The sequence below is a fragment of the uncultured Psychrosphaera sp. genome (genome assembly GCF_947500655.1).
Taxonomy (GTDB): Bacteria; Pseudomonadota; Gammaproteobacteria; order Enterobacterales; family Alteromonadaceae; genus Psychrosphaera.
The window spans coordinates 77853-100058 of sequence record NZ_CANMSK010000009.1; the positions used below are offsets into that span (position 1 = coordinate 77853).

General features: G+C 35.8%; 17 protein-coding genes and 1 tRNA gene. 5 read left to right on the forward strand and 13 right to left on the reverse strand.

The window, feature by feature from the left end:
• Positions 1-87 precede the first annotated feature (87 nt).
• The 4 genes from mtnN to Q0940_RS09505 all read left to right on the forward strand — a co-directional run bounded on the left by mtnN (position 88) and on the right by Q0940_RS09505 (position 4138).
• Complete coding sequence (gene mtnN, locus Q0940_RS09490; RefSeq protein WP_299267510.1) at positions 88-780, forward strand: 5'-methylthioadenosine/S-adenosylhomocysteine nucleosidase; 693 nt, start codon at positions 88-90, stop codon at positions 778-780.
• A 1-nt stretch (position 781) separates the two neighbouring features.
• A complete protein-coding gene (locus tag Q0940_RS09495) occupies positions 782-1759 on the forward strand; it encodes a cobalamin biosynthesis protein (protein WP_299267512.1) in 978 nt (325 codons plus the stop codon).
• Positions 1760-1783: 24 nt separating this feature from the next.
• The gene (locus Q0940_RS09500) at positions 1784-2164 is read left to right on the forward strand and encodes a rhodanese-like domain-containing protein (protein WP_299267514.1); all 381 of its coding nucleotides are present in this window, start codon (positions 1784-1786) and stop codon (positions 2162-2164) included.
• Between the two features lie 165 nt (positions 2165-2329).
• Positions 2330-4138 carry a sodium:proton antiporter gene (locus Q0940_RS09505; RefSeq protein WP_299267517.1) on the forward strand — a complete coding sequence of 603 codons (1809 nt, stop codon included), beginning with the start codon at positions 2330-2332 and terminating at the stop codon, positions 4136-4138.
• Between the two features lie 185 nt (positions 4139-4323).
• Here Q0940_RS09505 and Q0940_RS09510 read toward each other — a convergent pair whose 3' ends face one another.
• The 8 genes from Q0940_RS09510 to Q0940_RS09545 all read right to left on the reverse strand — a co-directional run bounded on the left by Q0940_RS09510 (position 4324) and on the right by Q0940_RS09545 (position 17698).
• Positions 4324-5433 (reverse strand): hypothetical protein, encoded by a 1110-nt coding sequence (locus Q0940_RS09510; RefSeq protein WP_299267521.1) that lies wholly within the window; start codon positions 5431-5433, stop codon positions 4324-4326.
• Positions 5434-5582: 149 nt separating this feature from the next.
• Positions 5583-9296: a transporter substrate-binding domain-containing protein gene (locus tag Q0940_RS09515; RefSeq protein ID WP_299267523.1), complete on the reverse strand. Its 3714-nt coding sequence runs from the start codon at positions 9294-9296 to the stop codon at positions 5583-5585.
• A 506-nt stretch (positions 9297-9802) separates the two neighbouring features.
• Entirely contained in the window at positions 9803-10681 is an 879-nt protein-coding gene (locus tag Q0940_RS09520) for a DUF3800 domain-containing protein (protein WP_299267525.1), read from the reverse strand.
• A 453-nt stretch (positions 10682-11134) separates the two neighbouring features.
• Positions 11135-12073, reverse strand: coding sequence for a hypothetical protein (locus tag Q0940_RS09525; RefSeq protein ID WP_299267528.1), 939 nt, complete (start codon positions 12071-12073; stop codon positions 11135-11137).
• Between the two features lie 170 nt (positions 12074-12243).
• Positions 12244-14718 carry a DEAD/DEAH box helicase gene (locus tag Q0940_RS09530; RefSeq protein WP_299267531.1) on the reverse strand — a complete coding sequence of 825 codons (2475 nt, stop codon included), beginning with the start codon at positions 14716-14718 and terminating at the stop codon, positions 12244-12246.
• Positions 14711-15520 (reverse strand): Hachiman antiphage defense system protein HamA, encoded by an 810-nt coding sequence (locus Q0940_RS09535; protein WP_299267532.1) that lies wholly within the window; start codon positions 15518-15520, stop codon positions 14711-14713. Before Q0940_RS09535 ends, Q0940_RS09530 begins: the two co-directional genes overlap by 8 nt.
• Positions 15521-16283: 763 nt before the next feature.
• Complete coding sequence (locus Q0940_RS09540) at positions 16284-17174, reverse strand: nucleotidyl transferase AbiEii/AbiGii toxin family protein (RefSeq protein ID WP_299267534.1); 891 nt, start codon at positions 17172-17174, stop codon at positions 16284-16286.
• Complete coding sequence (locus Q0940_RS09545) at positions 17174-17698, reverse strand: hypothetical protein (RefSeq protein WP_299267537.1); 525 nt, start codon at positions 17696-17698, stop codon at positions 17174-17176. The genes Q0940_RS09540 and Q0940_RS09545 overlap by 1 nt, the downstream gene beginning before the upstream one ends.
• A 583-nt stretch (positions 17699-18281) precedes the next feature.
• On the opposite strand from Q0940_RS09545, the gene Q0940_RS09550 reads away from it, so the two are divergent.
• Positions 18282-18455 (forward strand): hypothetical protein, encoded by a 174-nt coding sequence (locus tag Q0940_RS09550; RefSeq protein WP_299267539.1) that lies wholly within the window; start codon positions 18282-18284, stop codon positions 18453-18455.
• A gap of 209 nt (positions 18456-18664) precedes the next feature.
• On the opposite strand, the gene Q0940_RS09555 is transcribed toward Q0940_RS09550, so the two are convergent.
• The 5 genes from Q0940_RS09555 to folP all read right to left on the reverse strand — a co-directional run bounded on the left by Q0940_RS09555 (position 18665) and on the right by folP (position 22172).
• A tRNA-Leu gene (locus Q0940_RS09555) sits at positions 18665-18749 on the reverse strand.
• 17 nt (positions 18750-18766) lie between these two features.
• Positions 18767-19183 carry a preprotein translocase subunit SecG gene (gene secG / locus Q0940_RS09560; protein ID WP_299267542.1) on the reverse strand — a complete coding sequence of 139 codons (417 nt, stop codon included), beginning with the start codon at positions 19181-19183 and terminating at the stop codon, positions 18767-18769.
• A gap of 9 nt (positions 19184-19192) precedes the next feature.
• Positions 19193-19930, reverse strand: a complete 738-nt coding sequence (gene tpiA / locus Q0940_RS09565) for a triose-phosphate isomerase (protein WP_299267543.1) — start codon at positions 19928-19930, stop codon at positions 19193-19195.
• Between the two features lie 84 nt (positions 19931-20014).
• A complete protein-coding gene (gene glmM, locus Q0940_RS09570; protein WP_299267544.1) occupies positions 20015-21346 on the reverse strand; it encodes a phosphoglucosamine mutase in 1332 nt (443 codons plus the stop codon).
• Positions 21339-22172: a dihydropteroate synthase gene (gene folP, locus Q0940_RS09575; RefSeq protein ID WP_299267546.1), complete on the reverse strand. Its 834-nt coding sequence runs from the start codon at positions 22170-22172 to the stop codon at positions 21339-21341. The genes glmM and folP overlap by 8 nt, the downstream gene beginning before the upstream one ends.
• Positions 22173-22206 lie beyond the last annotated feature (34 nt).

Sequence of the window (22206 nt, forward strand, 5' to 3'; positions counted from 1 at the left end):
TTTTTGATCCTACATTTTAGATAAATCAGTTAGCTTTCAAAGCAGTTTATTTTATACTGTGACAAATTTTATAATGAAGGGTCAAATATGACTATCGCTATCATAGGTGCAATGGAACAAGAAGTTGCCATTTTAAAAGAAAAAATCAACAACCGTATTGAAACAAAAATTGCTGACTTCACTTTTTACTCTGGTGAGTTAAATAACCAAGACGTCGTTTTAGTGCAGTCAGGTATTGGTAAAGTTGCATCAACCATAGCTACTACTTTAGTCATCGAAAGATTCTCTCCAAAATACGTTATCAATACAGGCTCAGCGGGCGGTTTCGATCCTGCGTTAAAAGTGGGTGATATTGCTGTGGGTAATGAACTTGTTCACCACGATGTTGACGTAACTGCATTTAATTATGAGTTTGGCCAAGTTCCAGGAATGCCTGCGACTTTCAGTGCCGATGAAAAACTAATTAGCGTTGCACAAAAGTGCATAGCTAACTTAGATGGTATTACCAGCAAGGTTGGTCTGATAGCCACGGGCGATAGCTTTATGTGCGACCCTGGGCGTATTAATCAGACTCGTGAACGTTTCCCTACAATGTTAGCTGTTGAAATGGAAGGTGCTGCTATTGCACAAACTTGCCATCAATTAAAAACGCCATTTTTAGTTATTCGTTCTTTATCTGACATCGCCGGACAAGAATCACCAATGAGTTTTGATGCTTATTTAGAAGTCGCCTCTAAAAACTCTTCTGCCCTTATGCTGGATATTTTAAGTCAGCTTTAATATGGAATTAATCACTTCAATCATTGAGATTTACCCAGAGTTAATTGCTTTAACTCTGGTTTTACTTTTGGAGTGGATATTTCCACTTGCCAGTAAATACACGCCGGCATTTATGTTTAGCGTACTTGCCAGTTCTATCTCAAATAAAGTTGGCCAATCTGGTTCTCAAAATCAACAAGTATTAGCGGGTTGGCTAGCACTTGGTACGTATTTATTTTTGATTGGCGTGATTATTGGTTCTATTTTATTTGCAGTTACCAATGATATTTGGACCCAAGCAATACTGTTATATTTTGCTTTGGGTTATCAACATGTGGCTAACCAAGCCAGTGCAGTGCAAGCCTGTATTACCAAAAGTCAAAAATCGGCAGCCAGAACTATATTAGCGAATATTAGTGAATTTGATGTAAACCGTTTAAGTGAATTGGGTATAAATAAACTTACCTTAGAAAGCCTAATAAAACGCTTTGTTTCTTTTTGGCTAACCCCTGTTATTTTATTTTTGGTATTTGATGGATTTACCGCATTAATGTATCGCGCGTTAGTAGAAGCTTATATTGTATGGCAACCAAAAAACGTGACATTGCAGTACTTTGGTCAAGCTGTTTTTAAAGTGAAAAATACCATTGAGTTTATACCGACTATTGTTGTTGCCCCTATTTACTCAGTATTTACCTCAAGTCCTTACTGGACAAAATATATTAAAGCTACAAAAAGTCAGTGGCAACACGCTAAAGCATCGTCATTCAATCAACTAATTTGGTTAAGCATAGTTTCCGCAGGTTGTAAGTCTGAGCTTGCTGGACCTTTAATGTTACAACAACAAAAAATAGTGCGTCCGCGAATTAATCAAGGTGCGCCACTTTTTCCTTCGGCTATCGGTGTGTTACTAGGTTGGAATAACCGATTTAGAGCCACTTTTATCTTGTTTAATATTATTACCTTAACTACATTATACTTCACTAATAACTTCCATTAGAGCTAGTTCAATAAGGCGTTTAAAATGAAAAAATTACTATTATTCATCACTATGTTATTTAGCACTTCAGCGTTTGCAGGTTACAGCGGCACCAACAAGTTGATCACGTCGGCTGAATTACTTAAAAATAAAAAAGATTATGTCGTATTAGATGTTCGCTCCGCTGATGAATTTGCTGAAGGTCATATTGAAGGTGCTATCAATATTCCTCATTATGCTGTGTTAGATGAAGTCGATATGTTAAAAGCGTTAGACAAACCTATTGTTGTTCATTGCAGAAGTGGCGTTCGCGCAACAAAAGCAGAGAATATGCTGATGAAAAACGGCGTAACTAACATGCTACATTTACAAGGTGATATGTTGGGTTGGGTAGATAAAGATTTGCCATTAATAATCACTAAATAATATAACTTTATCGACTTTTAATAGCGTAAACTTAAGAAAACTAGATTTAAAAGTCCTTAATTTAAGAGTTAAATAAAGTCTTTCATAAATAACTTCCACACTAAAAAAATTAACCTCATACTTATTGAGGTTTTCAATACAGTATTTCAGATTAAAGAGCATTAAATGACAGCATTATATATTGCAGGTATCGGCTTATGTGCCCTATTAGCACAATGGTTAGCTTGGGTAGCAAGAATACCAGCAATCTTATTTCTTTTAGTTACCGGCTTATTATTAGGACCAGTATTTTCAGTTGTTGACCCGGATGCTATTTTTGGTGATTTGTTATTCCCAATAATATCTTTATCCGTTGCGGTTATTTTATTTGAAGGCTCACTCACCTTACATTTTAAAGAGCTTAAAGGCATAGGTAATGTAGTACGAAACCTCTGTTCAATCGGCATGATAACCACAGCCATTATAATCGGCTACAGCTGTTATTTTTTACTTGCAGTAGACTGGCGCATTGCTGCAGTCGTTGGTGCCGTGTTGGTGGTTACAGGGCCAACAGTGACCGCTCCGCTATTGAATGCCATGCGACCAACTGAAGAAATAGACCGTATTTTACGTTGGGAAGGCATTGTCATTGACCCAATTGGCGCATTGTTTGCAGTATTGGTGTTTGAAGCGGTTATGTTGTCTGGTAGCTCTGGTGTATTAAGTCATACCTTAATTGCCTTAGTTACTACTGTAGGACTTGGTCTTAGTATAGGTATAGTTGCTGGTTATATAACAAATTTGGTTATTCAAAAAGAATGGCTGCCGTACAATTTACAAAAATTTGGCGTGTTATCTTTTGTACTAATAAGTTTTACTATTTCTAATGCCATTAGCCATGAATCTGGTTTATTAGCGGTAACTGTATTTGGTATTTATTTAGCCAACCAAGACGACTTAGAGCTCGACTCAATTCTTGAATTTAAAGAAGATCTTTCGCAAATTTTAATCTCAGTATTATTTATATTGCTAGCTGCAAGACTAGAGCTCGCTGAATTACTCTTGTTAGGTCCTAACGTTGTATTTTTCATGTTAATTGTTTTGTTTGTTGCTCGCCCTATTTGTATTGCCCTTTCTACTTATAAATCAAACCTAAACTGGCGCGCCAAAACAATACTTTCTTGGATTGCTCCACGAGGCATAGTTGCTGCCGCGGTTGGTTCGGTGTTTGCCTTAAGTATGAGTAAAGCGGGAATACAAGGTGCTGATAAAATAGTACCAATTATCTTCCTAGTGATCATTGTCACGGTTGTACTGCAAAGCTTAACGGCTATTCCTTTAGCTAAGCTGTTAAAAATACGTCAAAAAAGACCATCTTCCGTTATTATTATTGGTGCAAACCATGTTGCCCGCGCCATTGCAAAAGTACTGCAAGAGCAAAAAGTAGATGTTTATCTTTCAGACCCAGCTTGGGAAAACTGTCGTTTAGCACGTATGGTTGGATTAAAAAGTTATTTTGGTAATCCGCAAGCGGCCCAAGCAGAACGTTTTTTACCTATGTCTAATTTAAAAACCTTAATTGGCTTATCTCCAAATAGACATAACAATGCATTAGGTGTGCAATACTTTTCGCATATTCTGGGTGAGAAAAATGTTTACTCGTTAAAATCTTCAAGTGGACATTCTAGAGCCAATAATGACAGTCTAACTTTTTTATCTCGTCAAAATTTATTTGGCGAAAATGTATCCTTTTCAATGTTAAGTAACTTAATATCCAAAGGTGGAAAAGTGAGTGCGACCAAGCTAGCTGAAGCATTTACTTGGGAGAACTATTTAGACGTGAATAAAGAGGCAATTCCTTTATTTGTGTTACAACACCTTGAAGATGAAGATTACGTTCGTGTTATTCCATTTACAGTTGGTGGAGAATATGTACCAGAGGTTGGTGATATGGTACTTGCAATACAACCACCTAAAGTAACTATAATGAAGTAGGTTAAGCTTAACCTTCGGACTAATACAGGGTTAAGTTAGCACAGCTTCGCTCTAACGAACATTGAATGCTTTAAACATGAGCTTTAACGCATTCAGTTTAAAAGAGCAGAGCATAAAAAAACCAGTCATTAGACTGGTTTTTTTTATGGACAACTTAGCCAATTAGCATTGGCTTATATCACTAACTATTTCTTACTAACTAATTTAGGCACAACAACTATCAAGGCACCAATTACTAAAATAGCAATGATAGTACTTATCATCCCAACCGTTGTAGTGATCCAATCCCAAAAGTTAAAAGGTTTTGCAACTACTTTAAGCTCTTCAACAATTGTTTTCTTCTTGCCGTCACTCGTAACTAAGCTACCATCACGATTTTCTAAATTAATAAAAGGCGTTATTTTTAAAAATAATGTATGTACACCTTCTTTATTAGCCAAAATAGACCAACGCCATTTAGGTGTGAAAGAACTTGAGATAACCTGCTCAGGATTTGAAACAGCAACAATAGTAAGTACATCCGGTTCTGAGGCCATTAATTCAATTTTAACCATCTCATCAACTTTCATTTGTCCAACTAAAGACTCAACGTCTGGAAGTAAACCTGAATCTTGATTAATTAAACTAGATAACTGCATCACAGCTTCAACTTCAAATGCATCACCTACAACCACTTCTTTTTTAGGATTAAATGTATAAGTTGCGTCAGCTAATCGAGCGAGAGCTCTTTCAATTCGAGCTGCTAAAGCATCAGCTTTCTCGGCATCAGTCATCTCAACAGGTTCTTCAATTAACGGAGCACTTGTATCGCTCAGTTCACTATCATCTTCTCCATTTAGCACTAGTCCATCATCAGAGGTTGTATCAAACTCAGCAATTTGTTCTTGTACTTCTTCTCGATATTCTAACCCTAGATCTTTTGGCTCAGGTGAATCTAATCTAATATCCTGTAATTCATCTTCCATCTCACTTTCAACTTCAGAAGGTTTTTCAACCGTCTTAAGTTTTTCTGCAGTTGGTGCGGCAACTTCTTGCTTAACAACAATTGGAGTTGGCTTTGGTTCAGGAGCTGGTTTTGGCTCTGGTTTAGGCTCAGGAATTGGTTCTGGTGCTTCAATAGGAGCCGCTTCTGGCTCAGCAAGAGGCTCAACAACAACTTCTGGTGTTGTTGCTACCGTTTCTTCAGCTGACTCATCAGAATTACTGGTACAACCGAGCAATATCGAAAATAATATTGCGGTTACTGTGGATTTAAATAAAAAAGACTCTTTAAAATTTGTTTTAACTATCTTCATGGCACTTCCCTACACAAAAATTTGTCTAAATATCACTCAAAAAACAATTGGATACAAGAAAATTATATTAATCTACTTATTTAATATGTACTAATTTTTCATTGCTCTTAATTATTATACTAATTTGTATGAGCGGATCATTCACTTTATCAATCTGTGTTACCTGTTTGATTTACAATAGATTCAGGTAACCAACGTTTTAATGCTTCTTGTAACTTACTTGGGTTGACTGGTTTAGAGATAAAGTCATCCATACCTGCAGCCAAACATTTTTCCCTATCTCCCTGCATTGAATTTGCTGTCATAGCTATAATTGGTATTTCTCGGTTAAGCACTTTAGAGTCTTCAAGTCGAATTTTTTTACTCGCTTCATAACCGTCCATAACTGGCATTTGGCAATCCATTAAGACTAAATCAAAAGGTAAATGATCTAATGAATGCAAAGCTTCTTGCCCATTTGCGGCTAAGTCGACTTGAACACCAAACTTTTTCAATAAACCTTGAGCAACTTTCTGGTTAACCGGGTTATCTTCAACGACCAATATCCTAGCTTTAAATTGAGGATATTCACGGGCGCTATATGCTGTCACCAATGACGGTTCAGGGGAGTTAATGTCTGCAATTGTCATTAAACTATTATAAAGAATAGACTGATCTATTGGCTTATTAAGATATCCATTAAAGCCTGCTGCTTTTAACTTTTCAGTATCTCCACGCTTACCTTGTGAGGTGAGCATCAATAAACGAAGATCCGACAGAGCCGGTTCAGCTTTAATTTTCGCTGCCAATTCAAAAGCATCAATTCCAGACATTTGCATATCAAGTATAACGATATGATAAGGAGTCCCTGCTTTAGCGGCACTATTTAATTCGGCTAACGCCAACTGAGCACTGTCGAGCAGTGTATGTTCAACTTGCCAATTAGTGAGTAATTGGCCTAACAAAGTTCGGTTGGTTAAATTAGTATCAACCACAAGTATTTTTTGTTTTTGTAAACATTCATAAGTCACCTCAGGTAACTTTTTACTAGAGTTAGCTACGTTTACCGTAAACCAAAATTTTGAACCTTCTCCTTTAACACTCTTTATACCAATCTCACCACCCATCAGCTCAACTAATTGCTTACTGATTGATAACCCCAATCCAGTACCGCCATATTTACGAGTTGTTGAGCCATCAGCCTGACTAAAACGTTCAAAAAGTGTTTCTTGCTCTTCTTTTGTAAGGCCAATGCCGGTATCAGTAACTTCAAATAAAAGAGTAGAAGTCTGCAAAGTACATTTCTCCACTTTACAATGTACTGACACTTCGCCTTGCTCGGTAAATTTAATCGCATTACCAACCAAGTTATTGAGTATTTGTCTTATGCGTCCAGAGTCGCCAACAAATGATTGGGCTGGTATTAAATTAGCAGGACAAATAAGCTCTAGTCCCTTGTTATGGGCTTGAAAAGCAAGACTACTACCAAGTTGATGTAATAATACGACTAAATCAAACTCTAGCGGTTCAAGCTCTAACATACCCGCTTCAACTTTAGAGTAATCTAAAATATCATTAATAACATTTAACAAAGACTCAGCACTGTTTTTAACCGTTTTTGCATAATCTCTCTGCTGTGCATTTAACGGAGTATCCAGTAACAGGTTAGTCATACCAATTACACCATTCATTGGCGTACGAATTTCATGACTCATATTAGCTAGAAAATTAGTCTTTGACTCATTAGCAACATCGGCTTGTTTTTTTGCTTCCGCTAATCTAATGATGGTTTCTTTTTGGTGAGTAATATCGGTACGGATAGATATGTAGCCATCCAAGTTATTATCATTATCGTACAGCGGCACTATGGTCGTATCTACCCAGTAGAGATGACCGTCTTTAGCTTGGTTGCATACTTCATCATGCCAAAAACCACCTTTAGAAATAGACTGGAACATATCTCGCCAATAATTTTTTGGCTGGCTCTTTGAGTTAAGAAGTGAATGATTTTGCCCAATCAGTTCTTCACGACTATAACCACTAACCGCACAAAACTTATCATTAGCGTAAGTAATACAACCTTTTACATCCGTTATTGATACAAGTGAATGCTGATCCATTGCCGTTTTTTGTTCAGCTAAATCTTGTTGAGCGGCAATGCGCTTTTCTTCGTTAACTACTCTTGCTTCAATTTCTAGTTTGAGTCTTGTATTCATACGGAAAAAGACCAAGATAATAAAAATCAAAAAAGTAGCTATGGGTAATCCCCATGCAATAATTGTTGATAAACGGGTACCTGACTGTACATGCACTGACAACCAATTATTGGCAATTGCCGATTTTTGTTTTTCAGTCATAGTTGCAAAGGTTTTATTTAAAATAGGGACTAGTGGCTCAAGTCCCTTTCTAACGGCCATTGATAATTTTAATTTGTAAGGAGTAAATGAAGTGATAATGAGATCATTGATTTCATTTTTGTTAATTTCATAATTGATCACACCAATGGTATCGATAAAAGCATCAATCTCCCCAGACTGTAACCTCTTAAGTCCATCGTAAACCGAATCAACTTTTACTAAATTGATATTCGGGTGCTCTTTATGGATCAAGTCGTAGTATACATAACCATTAATCAACCCTAATTTCTTGCCGTTTAATGATAATAAATTATCCGCATAATACGCATCTTTCTTACCGACCAAGACTAATGGGATATCAAAGTACGCGTTAGTAAAGTTAATTGATTTAGCTCTTTCTTCGGTATAAAAAATACCTGACAGTATATCGACTTTGCCAAGCTTAAATTCCTCGAACGCCTCACCCCAGCTACTCTCTAAAACGGGAGTTACATTAACTTGTAATTGTTCTGCCGCATATTTTATATAATCAGCTGATATGCCACTGTGTTCACCTTGTTCATCAATATATTCAAACGGCGCCCATTTACTATCGATACCTAAACTAAATGACGCATGTTGCGACAACCACTTACGCTCAGCCCTAGTTAAAGTAGCAACAGTAGACTCTATTTCGAAAAAAGGTTTTAACCTAGGTTGCCACTTTTTCTCTAAATCTATGATTTTATTAATAGGGATATTTTCTATACCCGCATTAACTTTAGCTAATAGCTCAGGTTGCCCTTTAGCCATTAAAGCAAAAACATTATTGGAAACAACAATTTCATCAGAAATTGTAAATACACCACTTAAGCCCTTTCTAGCGATATGGGCAAAAGCACTAGGTAATTCAGCAACCACAGCCTGAATTTTATTATCCACTAACTGCTCAATCCCCTCATCAAGGTTGCTAAACGTAGATAAGTCAATTTCAGGATACTTTTCCCTTACATAGAATTCTTGGTAACTATTTTTTTGAGCCGAGATAACTAAATATTTTAAGTCTCTGAGTTTAGATTTTGAGCTAATTGAACGATTATAAATAATACCGGTTTCCACATTATGGATAGGTACTGAGAAATCAGCCCACTCTGCACGATCGTCGGTACGGAAGAGTCCAGTGTGGATAGTATTCTTTTGCTTTACGAGCTCTAAACTATCTTGTAAAGGCGCCATAACAAAACGGATAGGCACATCATTTGTTTTAGACCAAAGCTTCCAGAACTCGATATACAGCCCACTAAAAGTGCCATCAGGTAAGATAAAACTAAAAGGCAGATTCTCCCTCAGCCCAACTATGGTAAGCACCTCTGACGGATCTTGCCCTTGACTGGCAAACAACTCCTGCTTGTATTTTTCAGGTATTTTTGGCCGCAACTCAGCTGAAGGCTCTTGGCTCTGCTGTGCTAACCGTTCCGTTAAAACATCTTGGCTCTGTTCTAATAAAAGCTCTTGGCTAGGCTCAAATAACGGATCTGCAGAGTGCACTGAACCACTGTAAAAAAAGACAACAGTTAATAATAGATAAAAGGCAATTGTTAAATTTTTAATTTGAAACTCTCCGTTTTCATACTTTCCGCAGTATTCAATTACAGTATAAGTTAAATAATTTGTTTTTGGTTCAATAAATTAACGCAAAACCAACATCAAGTATTAATCATATTAACACCCCTGCTTTTTTAGTAAAAAACAACATGAATATAATAAATGAGGCTTAGTTAAAACAGTTTACCTGAACGGTTAAGAAAATGAGCTGATAACATACAAGATAATAATTAAGCTAGCCGAAGCGCTAGATTTGGGGGAATGTTAGTTACATCTAAATAATCAAAGTGAGCTAACCTCATTGGTTGGAAAGTACGAACTTTAACTTTGAGGCGTGGTTAGTTTAATAAATTGTTTTTTAAACATCATATTGACGTTAGTCAGGCATTGAACCATAATACTGGCAAGTGGATTGAGCATTCTCGGTCGGCGTCCAAACCTCGATGGTATCATCGGGGTTTTTCGCTTTTTGGTGTAGGGTAAATCCTCATACCAATCCCTTTAAATCCTTCACCTAACTTTTCACGTCCTCCTTCACAAAAAAACTTCTCTTTTAAAATATCAAACGCCCTATTAGGTTGTTCAGGCTTTAATGTATGTAAACCGATTGGTCTTGCTACTAAATCAGCAAGTTGCAAACCTGAAGACATAACTTTTTTATCTGAAAAGATAATTTCAAAAGGAAGTGGAACATTTAAATAGTTTTTCCCATCACAAATCCGTCTAAACTCAAGTTCTAACTCGTTATCTTCTTTATTGCCACGACACTCAACGACAATATGTGTTTTCTTTTCTCGCTGACCTTTCTCCGCTAAAAATTCATTTAGTGACTCCATGCACATACCTAAAGCAATATGATAAGCATTGTCTTCTGGGTTTAAATGTTTAATTTCACGCTTATCAATAGTCGCGCTAATAAGGATGAAATTACTAAACTCAATAATCTCCGTTAATTGATTTATAAACTCTGCTTGCAGCTCACGATTGTTCAATATTTTAAAAGCATTCTTACGTCGGCGAATTTCATTTTCATGTAAAACAACTTGATCATGACCAAAATGATTAAACTTGAATTTCTCCAGTGCAGTTACTACTACTTCGCTGTAATGGCGTTTATGAAAGACACAAAATGCCAGAACAAAAATAGGATAATTTTCATCAATGCTTTGTAAGCTGTGATCTCCAGACTCATCAACGTACACTATATATTTTGAGAATTCAGATTCAATTAATACGTCAGCTTGCTCTTCACCCACTTTTCTTACATTTGATTCATCGAATTCAAATAATGGTAACTCTTGTTGTACTCCTGATAAATTTTTAGTCATTCCGTTCATCCCTATTCGGCTAAAACAACCATATATACTTTAGTCAAAATATCGGAACATCACAGAAAAGAGACAGTATTAATACCCCGTAGAAGTCTATTACAATAGTAAATGTGGGAGATCTTTTAGCGAAGTCCATGCTTTAAATCTTTTTTGAAGGTCTAGAAAAAATCAACCCCTCGCAGGGCGCTGTTCTTAAGGGTAGCGGGAGGGGTGTTGTTACGATAAATTATAGTGAACAAATGATTTTGTGCAAGTGTTAAATGACAATCAAAGTGATCTGCCCCCATTGGTTTAGGCAGTTTTTACGGTAGTAAAGCAACTCTACTTAACAAGCGGATCGTACTTATTTGAGACACTTAAATTTGTGGGGTCCGTACAGTCTCTTACCCCATTGATTTACAAATGAGTCACTCGCTTTAAATACTAGTTAATTCGATTTGAAAAACATAATTATATTTTTTTCTTGAGATCCTCGAAAAGGTCCAAATATCTAATTTCAAGATAGTCTAGACTTACCAAATTAAAATTAATATATTTTTCGCCCGATAAATATGGCTTCGAATACAAAAAAACAAATGCTCTTTTATCTTTCTCTTTAGAAATTTTTTCTAATCTTTTTACAACTAAATTTCTTACAGGATAATCCTCTATCATACTTTCAGAGATAAAAAATGAAGGTCTTATCCCCTTACCATTATCTTTTAAGACATCTCCAAAAGTAATTTTATAGCGTTTATCTTTTTCAGAGTAATCAATAAATGAAACCCCCCAATAAACTAGATTACTATTAGGAAGAGTTGAAAGTTCTTGCTTAAAAACACCTTTAAACTGAGATTTATAGCTTAGGTCTTTTCCATTGATGTTAATCTTGTGTTCGGATAACGTGTCTTGCTTTTTGTACCTTATAAATTTAGATACTAAAGAACGTACAGAATAATATTCAGAGCCACCATCAAACTCATCACCTGTTGTATTTCTGCCTCTTCTCGTTTGCTTTTTCTTCTTTTTATTAGGATCTATCTTCTTAGGCTCTTTTTTAGCAAATTGCCCTTTAGGTCGTTTCACATGAAAAATGTCGGCAACGGAATCATTTTTAACAAACTTAGATTGGGCTGATTTAGAAGCTGCTTGAATCCCTGCGTCCGTATCTTGTCCAAAAGTCGCATCGCAATCATCAGTATGATTATAGCCTCTGAAGTGAGGCGACTGATGCATATCTTGCTTATCTTGGTCAATATTAATGCATGTTACCTTTGCATTGCATTTGTCACTAGGACACTCAAAATCTGATTTGTCGGTTATTGTACCAGCCCAATAGAGATCATATGCTAACTCGGGATCGATAACTTCTTCATATTCATTACTATATGCTTCTTCTAATGATGCCATGCGAACTCCTTACATATAACAGTTTCTTAACGCGAATTATTGTTTAAGCCAGTTATCCACTGAGACATTTATTACGCTAATAGTTTTTAATAATAACAATAACTTACCAACTGGTTTAAGTGTAAACAATCATTTATTTTCGTTGTGGAATCAATTGTATTACGCTTACGTTAATTTTTGGTCACATTCATTCTGACCTCTAGTTGTTGAAGTAAACCTTCTCCTTGAATCTTCATTTCATCAACAATTAAATGACTAATTCTCTTAGATTGAGAGTGAGGTATATCAATTAGAAAATTGGGGTACTTTTCGATTATTAATTCAGCTACACCTCTCGACAAGCCTATTTTTATTAACTTAATAGTTTCCTCATCAATTGTTCCGTACTTGATTTTTTTATAGAAGTTGAAATTTAACTTATTTAGTTCATTTAGCACTTCTATGAATTTTAAAAGCTCATGTTCTAGAAAGTCTTCTTCTTCTTTAATCCTTACTATGGCAAGATTAATTTTTTCAGCCCTAGTTTTATTACCAATCCTAGTATAATGTTCTCTGTGTCCACCGGATTGCTTAACTTCATCTCCCCATTTACCTACATAAACTTGAAAATTTGGTTTAAAATGGACTAACTTATCCCAGTAATTCATAAAAAGCCGAATCATTAGCTTGAATGGTTTTTTGTCAATTTTCCAATCCATTAACATTGCATAAAATGTTTTTGCTTGTTGATTTTCTAGCCTAAGTAATGGCGAACGAACTTTTGAGCTATCGATGAAAGAGACAAAACAATCGTATATTACTTCCATCAAGTGATTTGTATTTGATATCGTATTTTCTTCAATATTTTCTAATAATTGAGATATTTTCATTTCATGTTCAAAAATTGAAATTTCATTTACGCTATTAGCAATCAACAATTTACCAACATTGGTTTTAGTATATTGTTCTTGGTAGTCATTAATAATACCTTTTTCTAAATTTTCTAAACGAGTAATAGCTTCTTTATAATCTTTTTGATTTTCTACATCAATTTCTACTACTTTTAATAAAACATTTTCAGGCTTGTCTTTTAATTCTTTTCTTACATTTACCCTATTTTTCAAAAATGTATGAAAATTTGCGTTGGTTGGTGAATATTGATCACATCCTATAATATGAATTTCTGGTTTTAACTTTTGGGTATTATTTATATCGCACTTACCAAATATATCCGAAAAACGATTTACTCTGCCCACCAAGTTTTTAAAATGTGAAGCGGTTAAATTCCCTTTACCTTTTTTCGTGCACATTAAAAATAAACGTTCAATTGGCATATTTATACCTTCTAGCAATGTCGAACTTGAAACCAAATACTTTAGAGCTTTACATTCTCTAAACAAATACTCTACATAGTTCCTTACGGGTTCTGTCATAGAGCCATGATGATAAACTATTCCTCTTTTAAGCCCCTCTACTAATAAATACTCAGGAGCAAAACTATCTGACAATTCAAAAAGAGCCGTGTTTAACTGTTCATCCGGAAGTAGAGGAAGGTAATCGATTAGCTCTTTTACAAAGAGCTCAATATCTTTGGGTTTATTAAAATAAACAATATTTTTATTAACAGAAAACATTAATAAATAATTAATATAATCGTTCGCTTTGATGTTTGTATCAACAAAGCTATTAGTAAATTGATCATAAAGATAAAACTCTTTTTTATCCTCCCTAAAGTCAGCTAAATAATAAAACTCAGATTTAACATATTCATCAATCGTAAACACTAGTTCTGATAATGGTGTAAATTTTAGTTTTATGTTCTCTACTTGAGTTATAAAGGGTGTTAAATACTTTACTGCTGTATTTGCATTTCTATACTGTAAAATAGTAATCACAGATGCCAACAATTGACTTCTATGATCTTTACCCAATAAATTGTGAGCTTCATCTACAAAAACAGTATCAAATGATAAATCGCTATTTTGAGCCATTAACCTTGCTAATCTTTCTTGTGTTAATAAAAATACTTGAGCGTTAGGGTTTTCTTCATACATCTCTGGGTGAGTGACAATAAAATCAACACCTTGAATTCCAGCATCAAAAATTCTTTTCTTCGTTTGAGCCAATAAAGATTTAGAAGGTACAAGAATACAAACCTTTGATGTTCTTCTACTAACTTCATCGATAATTAAATCCGATTTACCGTAAGATGTTGGAGCAACTACATATAAAGATTCATTCTGATATACGTTTATAAAATCACTTAAAGCAAGTTGTTGTTCCGTTCTATATAAGCCATTAAATTCGAAAGACTCGATAAAGCTTGAGCTAATTTCAGAAATAAATGTAGATTGAGCTGTTAAAGTTGATTTATCGAATACTTGCTCGATAAGCCTAGCTACAGGGATAATTCCGTTATTCAATGAAAAGTCATAAAGTGGTAGATAATCACAAGTGTCTAATGAATACTTTAATATTATTCTATAAGCTAACTGTTTAAGTAATGAATCACTTTGGTTTACTAGTACAATGGCAATAGAAAGTAACTTTGCATAATCATTTTTGTCTAGCTCCTCTCCCGACAAGAGTTGATGATATAGCTCACTAAATGACGTCTTCAATAACCGAATCAAAGTTAATTGTTTTGTTTTTTTTAATTTAGTCATTAAGTTCTTCTTCAAATAAAAATGTAGCAACATTTTCGTACGTACTTTTTTGTATAGAAAGAGTAAAAACTTGATTGAAAATTGCTTCTTCGTTTATTGCCGCACAAACCTTTTCAACAGTTTTATAGTCAAATGATTTATTAATATCTGAGTATAAAACCGAAACCAAAATTACATTATTATCATCTGAACGCGCCTTACCATCAGAAGATGCAACTAGTTCATCATCTAATATTTTAATTATTACGTCTTTATAATCTTTACAGTCTAGGATAGAGTTATTTGTAGAATTTATTGCATTTTGCCAAAAAGTCATTTCACTTTCATTTAATCTGCGATTTAAATCACTTTTAGCTGTTTTCAAAAAATTAGAAGTTGATTTGTCTGGACAACCTGTTTTATTCAAAGCCCCTGATTTCACTTCAGTTATCCAAACATTTTGTCCACTTGTTTCTGCAAGTAAAAGATCAAACCCTTTCCTTTGGCTCTTTTCTTCCATGTTAAAGTATGGAGATACAACATCAAAATGATCAAATAATTCAAAGATAATGACATGAGCTAGTAGCTCTCCTATCATTCCTTTTTTTATATTACCTGTTTTTGGGGTATATCTACTTTTAAATGCTTTTAAAGTTCTTTGATAAGTTTGTCCGCTAAGGCCTTTTTCAGCTAATGCTACTCCATGACAGATACTTTGTAAGTGTTTTTTTATGCAACTTTTAAACTCATCCGTTAGAGATTCAAGATGGCAAGTGAAATAACTAGGTCCTTGGTTAATGATTAATCCATTTATTTGTTTCAAGCTAGATACTCCAATCCTTAAGCTGTTTTATGAATAAAATTCTCATAACAATGTAAATACCTACTCTAATTTGCAAAAACATTTAAGTCAATTTGTTACTGGCGAACCGCAAGATTCGCCCTGCTTTTTTTCTTTTGCTTCTGCTTTTGCTCTTTCTCTCCATCGCAATATTCCTGAAATAAAATAAGTTTTCAAAAATATGAGACATTAATCCATGGATGGATGTAATTAGAACAACGCAGGACGCAGTTGTCGAGGACGTCGAATAAGGGATGGTTTTTCACATCAAGGATGATGTGATGTCATCAAAACATGGATGTTTTATTAGATGACCAAAGGACGAATGTACATCCCGTTTTTGAAGATAAAACTTAGGTTTATTAAGGATTAGAATATTGGTAGGAAGCGGCGCTCTGTTTTATTATAAATAGTCGGTTACATTTTTGAGCTGTTGAAAAAAGGTAACTTGCCGAGGGGCGAAACCTTAGAGTTCATATAAATACGATTTAACAGTAACTTAACTAAATAAAAAACATAAAAAAAACCGAAAGTCCTATTTCTAGGCACTTTCGGCTTTTGTGGCTCTTCAATGTTATAACAACAATATCAAAGAACTTAATGTTGGTGCGATGGAGAGACTTGAACCTCCACGTTGGCTAAATTAAACTGTTTTCAAACAAGAAAACATCATCTTTGAAGTTAGTATCTAGTTATATTTTCCTTGTTTGAGTCGATATCTGATCAGTATCTGAAACCTATATTGTTAACTCATGTCAAAAGGATTATTACCTTTGTTTTCTTTTTCCATTATCTGCTTGGCAAGTGTTGATACTTCACTTTGTAAATAAGGCCAGTAGTCTGGATTGTCTAACGTTCTTTGTTTTATTTTAAGAGGTACAAAACGAGACATCTCGCTAATAAAATCAGCTTTAACTTCATTATCTGAGTTTAACTTTAAAACCTGTTCTTGAAGATGAGCTTCAAATTCATTCTTTGATTTTGATCGCGCACCTAACTTTTTATTCAAAAGCTCAAAATTCATCGTCGCACTTTGTTGTTTGAGCCAAACAATGTCCCACAAGTCTCTAGGCTTTATTCTCCGAGAGCGATATGCCAGCGCGATAAATTTATCAACCATAATTTCATCCAGAGTTTGAACTGGAATTAAATAACCTTGTGTCGCTACATCAATCCCGTAGTGGTTAACTAATGGTTTTTTCACTATATCAAATGAAGGTATTGCGCATACATCTATGTGCATTTTCTGTCGTGGTATATCAGGTCTCCCCGATTCTCTTTCAATACTTATATTCCACGAAGCAGTATTCCCTTGGCGAAGTCCGCTAGGCTTATTGACAAAAACATCGACTTCATACTTTTTACTTAAGTATTTTTTGATCTCTTCTTCAAGGCCATCTAATTGTTCGTGTTTAAAGTCATGCCCTGCATTAAAATCCAAATCTTCTGATAGCCGAGAACTGTTGTAACAAAGCCTCAGTGCAGTACCGCCAATAAATGTAAGTTTTTGTAATACGCCCTGTTCTACCAGTATATGCATTATGTCGTGATGCAATATTTCTTTTTCAATCACTGACGTGATACCCGCATAGTCTGGGTTTTCGGCAACGATTTGGCTTATATAGTGTTTTAACATTAAGCGTACTCCAACATGTGAGTATTACGGCGGCAAGCTTTTAAATCTGTGATAGCTAACTCTGTTGTAGCTCTAAACATTTTAATCTCTGGATCAAAATACACTAAAGCTTCTAACTTACTTAATGGCTTTTTGGTGTGAACAAACTCAATGACTCCAAAAGCAGTTTCTATATTGGCTTTTCGTCCTTTTGTCATTATTGTTAGTCGGTCCATAATAATTTGAGATATGTCACCAGTATGACTTAATTGGCTTTCCAAGCTTATGTAACTAAAAACATTTGCTCTGAGCTTTTTGGCGGTTTCCAATAAAATATTTGATAAATCAGGAGGCGTTAAAGCTGAGTAGTAAATACCTTTACATACTCGAACCAATGAACCTTTTTTAACGGCATCTGATAAAAACTTAGTGAATGTGGGATCTACTGTTTTTCCTAACATGTACGCAAGCTCAGCGGTGTCGTAAACAGACCCGCCAGCTTTGTTTGATTTTGATATTTCAGTTAGCAGTAGATTTAAACTCATTTGGTATACACTTCATTACTATTTTGGTAATAAAGTGTACACCAATACATTGAAAATGTGAAACTCAGTGCAAGAAAATAGATTAAAGAAGCTTCCAACCTAAAAGTAAAAAAAATAACGGAGGCATCTACCTAAGTAGTGAATATTTCATTTTACAGCGAACCGAAGGTTCGCCCTGCTTTTGCTTTTGATCTTTCTCTCCATCACAAAATCACTTCGTTAAATATTATTTTTTATAAAATTCGAAGCATGGATGCTGAGAAAGGACTGTTTGTTCACATCAAGGATGATGGGATGCCCTGAATACAGGGATGTAATATTTAGGGCGCACATCAAGGATGATGGGATGTCATCAAAACATGGATGTTTTATTAGATGACCAAAGGACGACTTTTCAATCCGTTTTTTAGCTACATGGATTTAGTAACTTAAGCTTTGTCTGGAACAAAAAGCTTGGTAAACAAAAATAACTATTTAATGAAGTATTAGATTTTGCTGGAAGCGGCGCTCTGTTTTATTATAAATAGTCGGTTACATTTTTGAGCTGTTGAAAAAAGGTATTGTTCACATCATGGATGATGGGATGCCATCAATACAGGGATGTATTATTGATGGCCGTCATGGATGTACTCGCTTAGGTTGTGTCGGGAACAAACAACCTGCCACATCATGGATGATGGGATGCCATCAATACAGGGATGTTTATTTGATGACCGCCGAGGGGCGAATCCTTAGAGTTCAACTAAATGCAATGTAACGATTATACCACTAAAGAACCAACTACCTTTGGTAACATCAAATTTGTTAGCTTTGTTCCGTGTTACTTCCCATGTTACTAAACACAAAAGTCACCACTCAAAAATCCCAATGACTCCAGACATAAAAAAACCGAAAGTCCTATTTCTAGGCACTTTCGGCTTTTGTGGTTCTTCAATGTTATAACAACAATATCAAAGAACCTTGTATTGGTGCGGATGGAGAGACTTGAACTCTCACGCCTTGCGGCACAGGCACCTCATGCCTGCGTGTCTACCAATTCCACCACATCCGCGTAGTTTTTATAATCAACTAGTTAGATGTTTTGTCTTCAGTTGCTGGTACGTCTGTTGATGTTTTATCTTCAGTCGTTGTTGCAGCTGGAATATCTGAATCAGTGTTGTCCATTGCAGGCATATCTGTTGATGGCATGTCTGTCTCAGGTAAAGTATCTTCAGCTCTTGTTGCCATTTCAGTAGAACCGTCGTCTACTTTAGTAGAGTTGGCAGTTAGACTTCCTAGAAAGATACTGATCACAAAGAACAACGTCGCTAGAATAGCTGTGGTCTTAGTTAAAAAGTTACCTGAACCGTTAGAACCAAATAAAGTTGCTGATGCACCAGCGCCAAATGAAGCGCCCATATCAGAGCCTTTACCTTGTTGGATTAATACCAAACCAATTAAGGCTAAAGCGATTACTAAATAAACTGCAATTAAAATCTCGTACATGCTTGTTTCCTAAGCTACTGCGTTTTCACAAATTGTCATAAAAGAGTCAACATCTAAACTAGCTCCGCCAATAAGGCCGCCGTCGATATTGTCACTACCAAATAATTCTTTACTGTTTCCAGGGTTAACACTACCGCCATATAAAATACGGGTTGTATTGGCTAGTTCACGATTGTAACCAGCTAATATTTGACGTATCTCGTTATGAACGTCTTCTGCTTGTTCACAACTGGCTGTTTTACCTGTGCCTATCGCCCAAACTGGCTCATAAGCAAATACTATACTATCTGAAAAAGAAGGAAGTACATCTAATACCGCTTTAACTTGGCGAGTGATCACCGTTAAAGTTTCGCCATTTTCTCTTTCTTCATCTGTTTCACCAACACAAATGATAGGTATTAGCCCAGCACTTAGTGTTGCTTTAACTTTTTCTGCAACTATGTCGTCTGTTTCACCAAACAAAGCTCTACGCTCTGAATGGCCAACTATTACATAAGAACAACCAACATCACGTAACATTCTGCCAGATATTTCACCGGTAAATGCACCTGACTCTTGGCTTGCAATATTTTGAGCGCCTTTTTGGATGCTCGCTGTATCTTCACTTAGATACACAAATGGAGGGCAAATCACTGCTTCTACTTGTTCTGCGTTTAATGTATCTAAACGTTCAACCATATTGATTAGTAGTTCGCGGTCGCCATTTAATTTCCAATTTGCAACAACTAGAGGTAATCGAGTGGACATTAAATTTCTCCTAGTTTTTAGGGGCGAGATAGTATCTAACCTCGCCAAAAGTTACAAGAGATGCTTACTTTTATTATTAGAAAATTATGAGAATTCTCTAACTTTTTCTGCAACTTTTTCTGCAATACTGATAATCAACTCAGAATCTTTACCTTCAGTCATTACTCTGATCAAAGGTTCAGTACCCGATTTGCGAATTAAAATACGCCCTTCTTCGCCTAACTCTTGCTCTGCATCTGCAATTGCTTGTTTAACTTCTGCAACTTCTAATGGTGCTTTATCATCAGCGTAACGAACGTTAATTAGCTTTTGTGGATATTTTTCCATGCCAGATTTCAACTCTGACAAACTCATTCCCGTTTCAACCATAGCGGCCAATACTTGAATACCAGAGACAACTCCATCCCCTGTTGGTATGTGCTCAAGGTTAATAACATGACCAGAACCTTCACCACCAATTGACCAATTATTTTCTTTTAATAACTGCATTACATAACGGTCACCAACGTTTGCACGTTTAAATGGAATACTTAATTTTTTAAAGGCAACTTCAAGACCTAGGTTAGACATTAATGTACCAACCACACCACCTTCTAATTGACCTTGTTTTAATGCGTGTCTAGCAATAATGTAAACCAGTTCATCGCCGTCTACTTCAACGCCTTTATCGTCAACCATGATAATGCGATCGCCATCACCGTCTAGCGCTATACCAACGTCGGCTTTATGCTCTATAACTTGTTTACGAAGCTCTTTTGTGTGAGTAGCCCCGCATTTTTCATTTATGTTTATGCCGTTTGGTTTATTAAAGATTGGAATAACGTTAGCGCCAAGCTCTGAAAATACTTCTGGTGCTATATGATACGTTGCGCCATTAGCCGCATCGACTACTATTTTCATGCCGTTTAATGAGTCAGGTGCAAATCGGCTTTTGCAAAATTCGATATATCGCCCTGCTGCATCATTTATTCTAAATGCTTTACCAAGCTGATCAGAACTAACACAAGTGATCTCTTGTTCTAGTAAGGCTTCAATTTGAAACTCAATTTCATCTGGTAACTTAGTACCATCTTTTGAGAAAAATTTAATACCGTTGTCATAATATGGATTATGCGATGCGCTAATAACTATGCCAGCGTCTGCTCGGAAGGTTTTGGTTAAATATGAAATTGCAGGGGTTGGCATTGGGCCTAACAAACCAGCATCTACACCAGAGGCGATTAAGCCAGCTTCAAGTGCTGTTTCTAACATGTAACCTGAGATACGTGTGTCTTTACCAATTAACACTTTCCCTTTGCCGTTAGCGCCGAAAACTTTACCTGCTGCCCAGCCTAATTTAAGGGCAAACTCAGGTGTGATTGGTGCTTTACCTACTAAACCACGGATACCGTCTGTACCAAAATACTTTTTAGTCATTTTCTACTCCATATTTCATCGCATTAAAAATGCGCACTGCTTGTTTGGTTTCTTCTACATCATGTACTCGAACAATATTAGCACCGTTATTAAGTGCTAATGTAACCGCGGCAATACTAGCGGCTAGTCTTTTGTCGACGGGTATATCGAGTAAATTGCCTATCATCGACTTCCGCGATAGGCCAATTAATATAGAACAGTCTAATTGTTTAAATTTTTCTAGTTCAGCTAATAGCTGATAATTATGCGCCAAGGTTTTTCCAAAGCCAAAACCTGGGTCGATAATTATTCGTTTTTTATCTATTCCTAACGCTTCACACTCAGCAATTCTGTTTGCAAAATACTGAGTGATATCAAGCATTAGGTCATTATAAATTGGGTTGCTTTGCATGGTTCTTGGTGAACCTTGCATATGCATAATACACACTGGCACATTACTATTAGCAATGACCTTTAACACGCCCTCGCCTTCAAGGCCGCACACATCATTAATTAAATCGACACCAACATCTATCCCAGCCTGCATGACTTGTGCCTTGTTTGTGTCTAACGAGACAGCACAATCAAAACGAGACTTTATAGCTTCTATCACTGGAATAACACGCTGCAACTCTTCCTCAGCACTGACAGCTTGAGCGCCTGGGCGAGTAGACTCACCACCAATATCTATAATATCGGCACCTTGTTGTAGCATAAGTTCAATTTGTTTTAATGCGTGATCAAAATTAGTAAAGTGACCACCGTCGGAAAAAGAGTCTGGGGTGACATTTAATATGCCCATCACTTGAGGACGTGCTGATGTTCGCAAATCTATTTTATTTTTCATTTGGTGCTGTTTTTTAGTGCTAGTTTAATGTTTG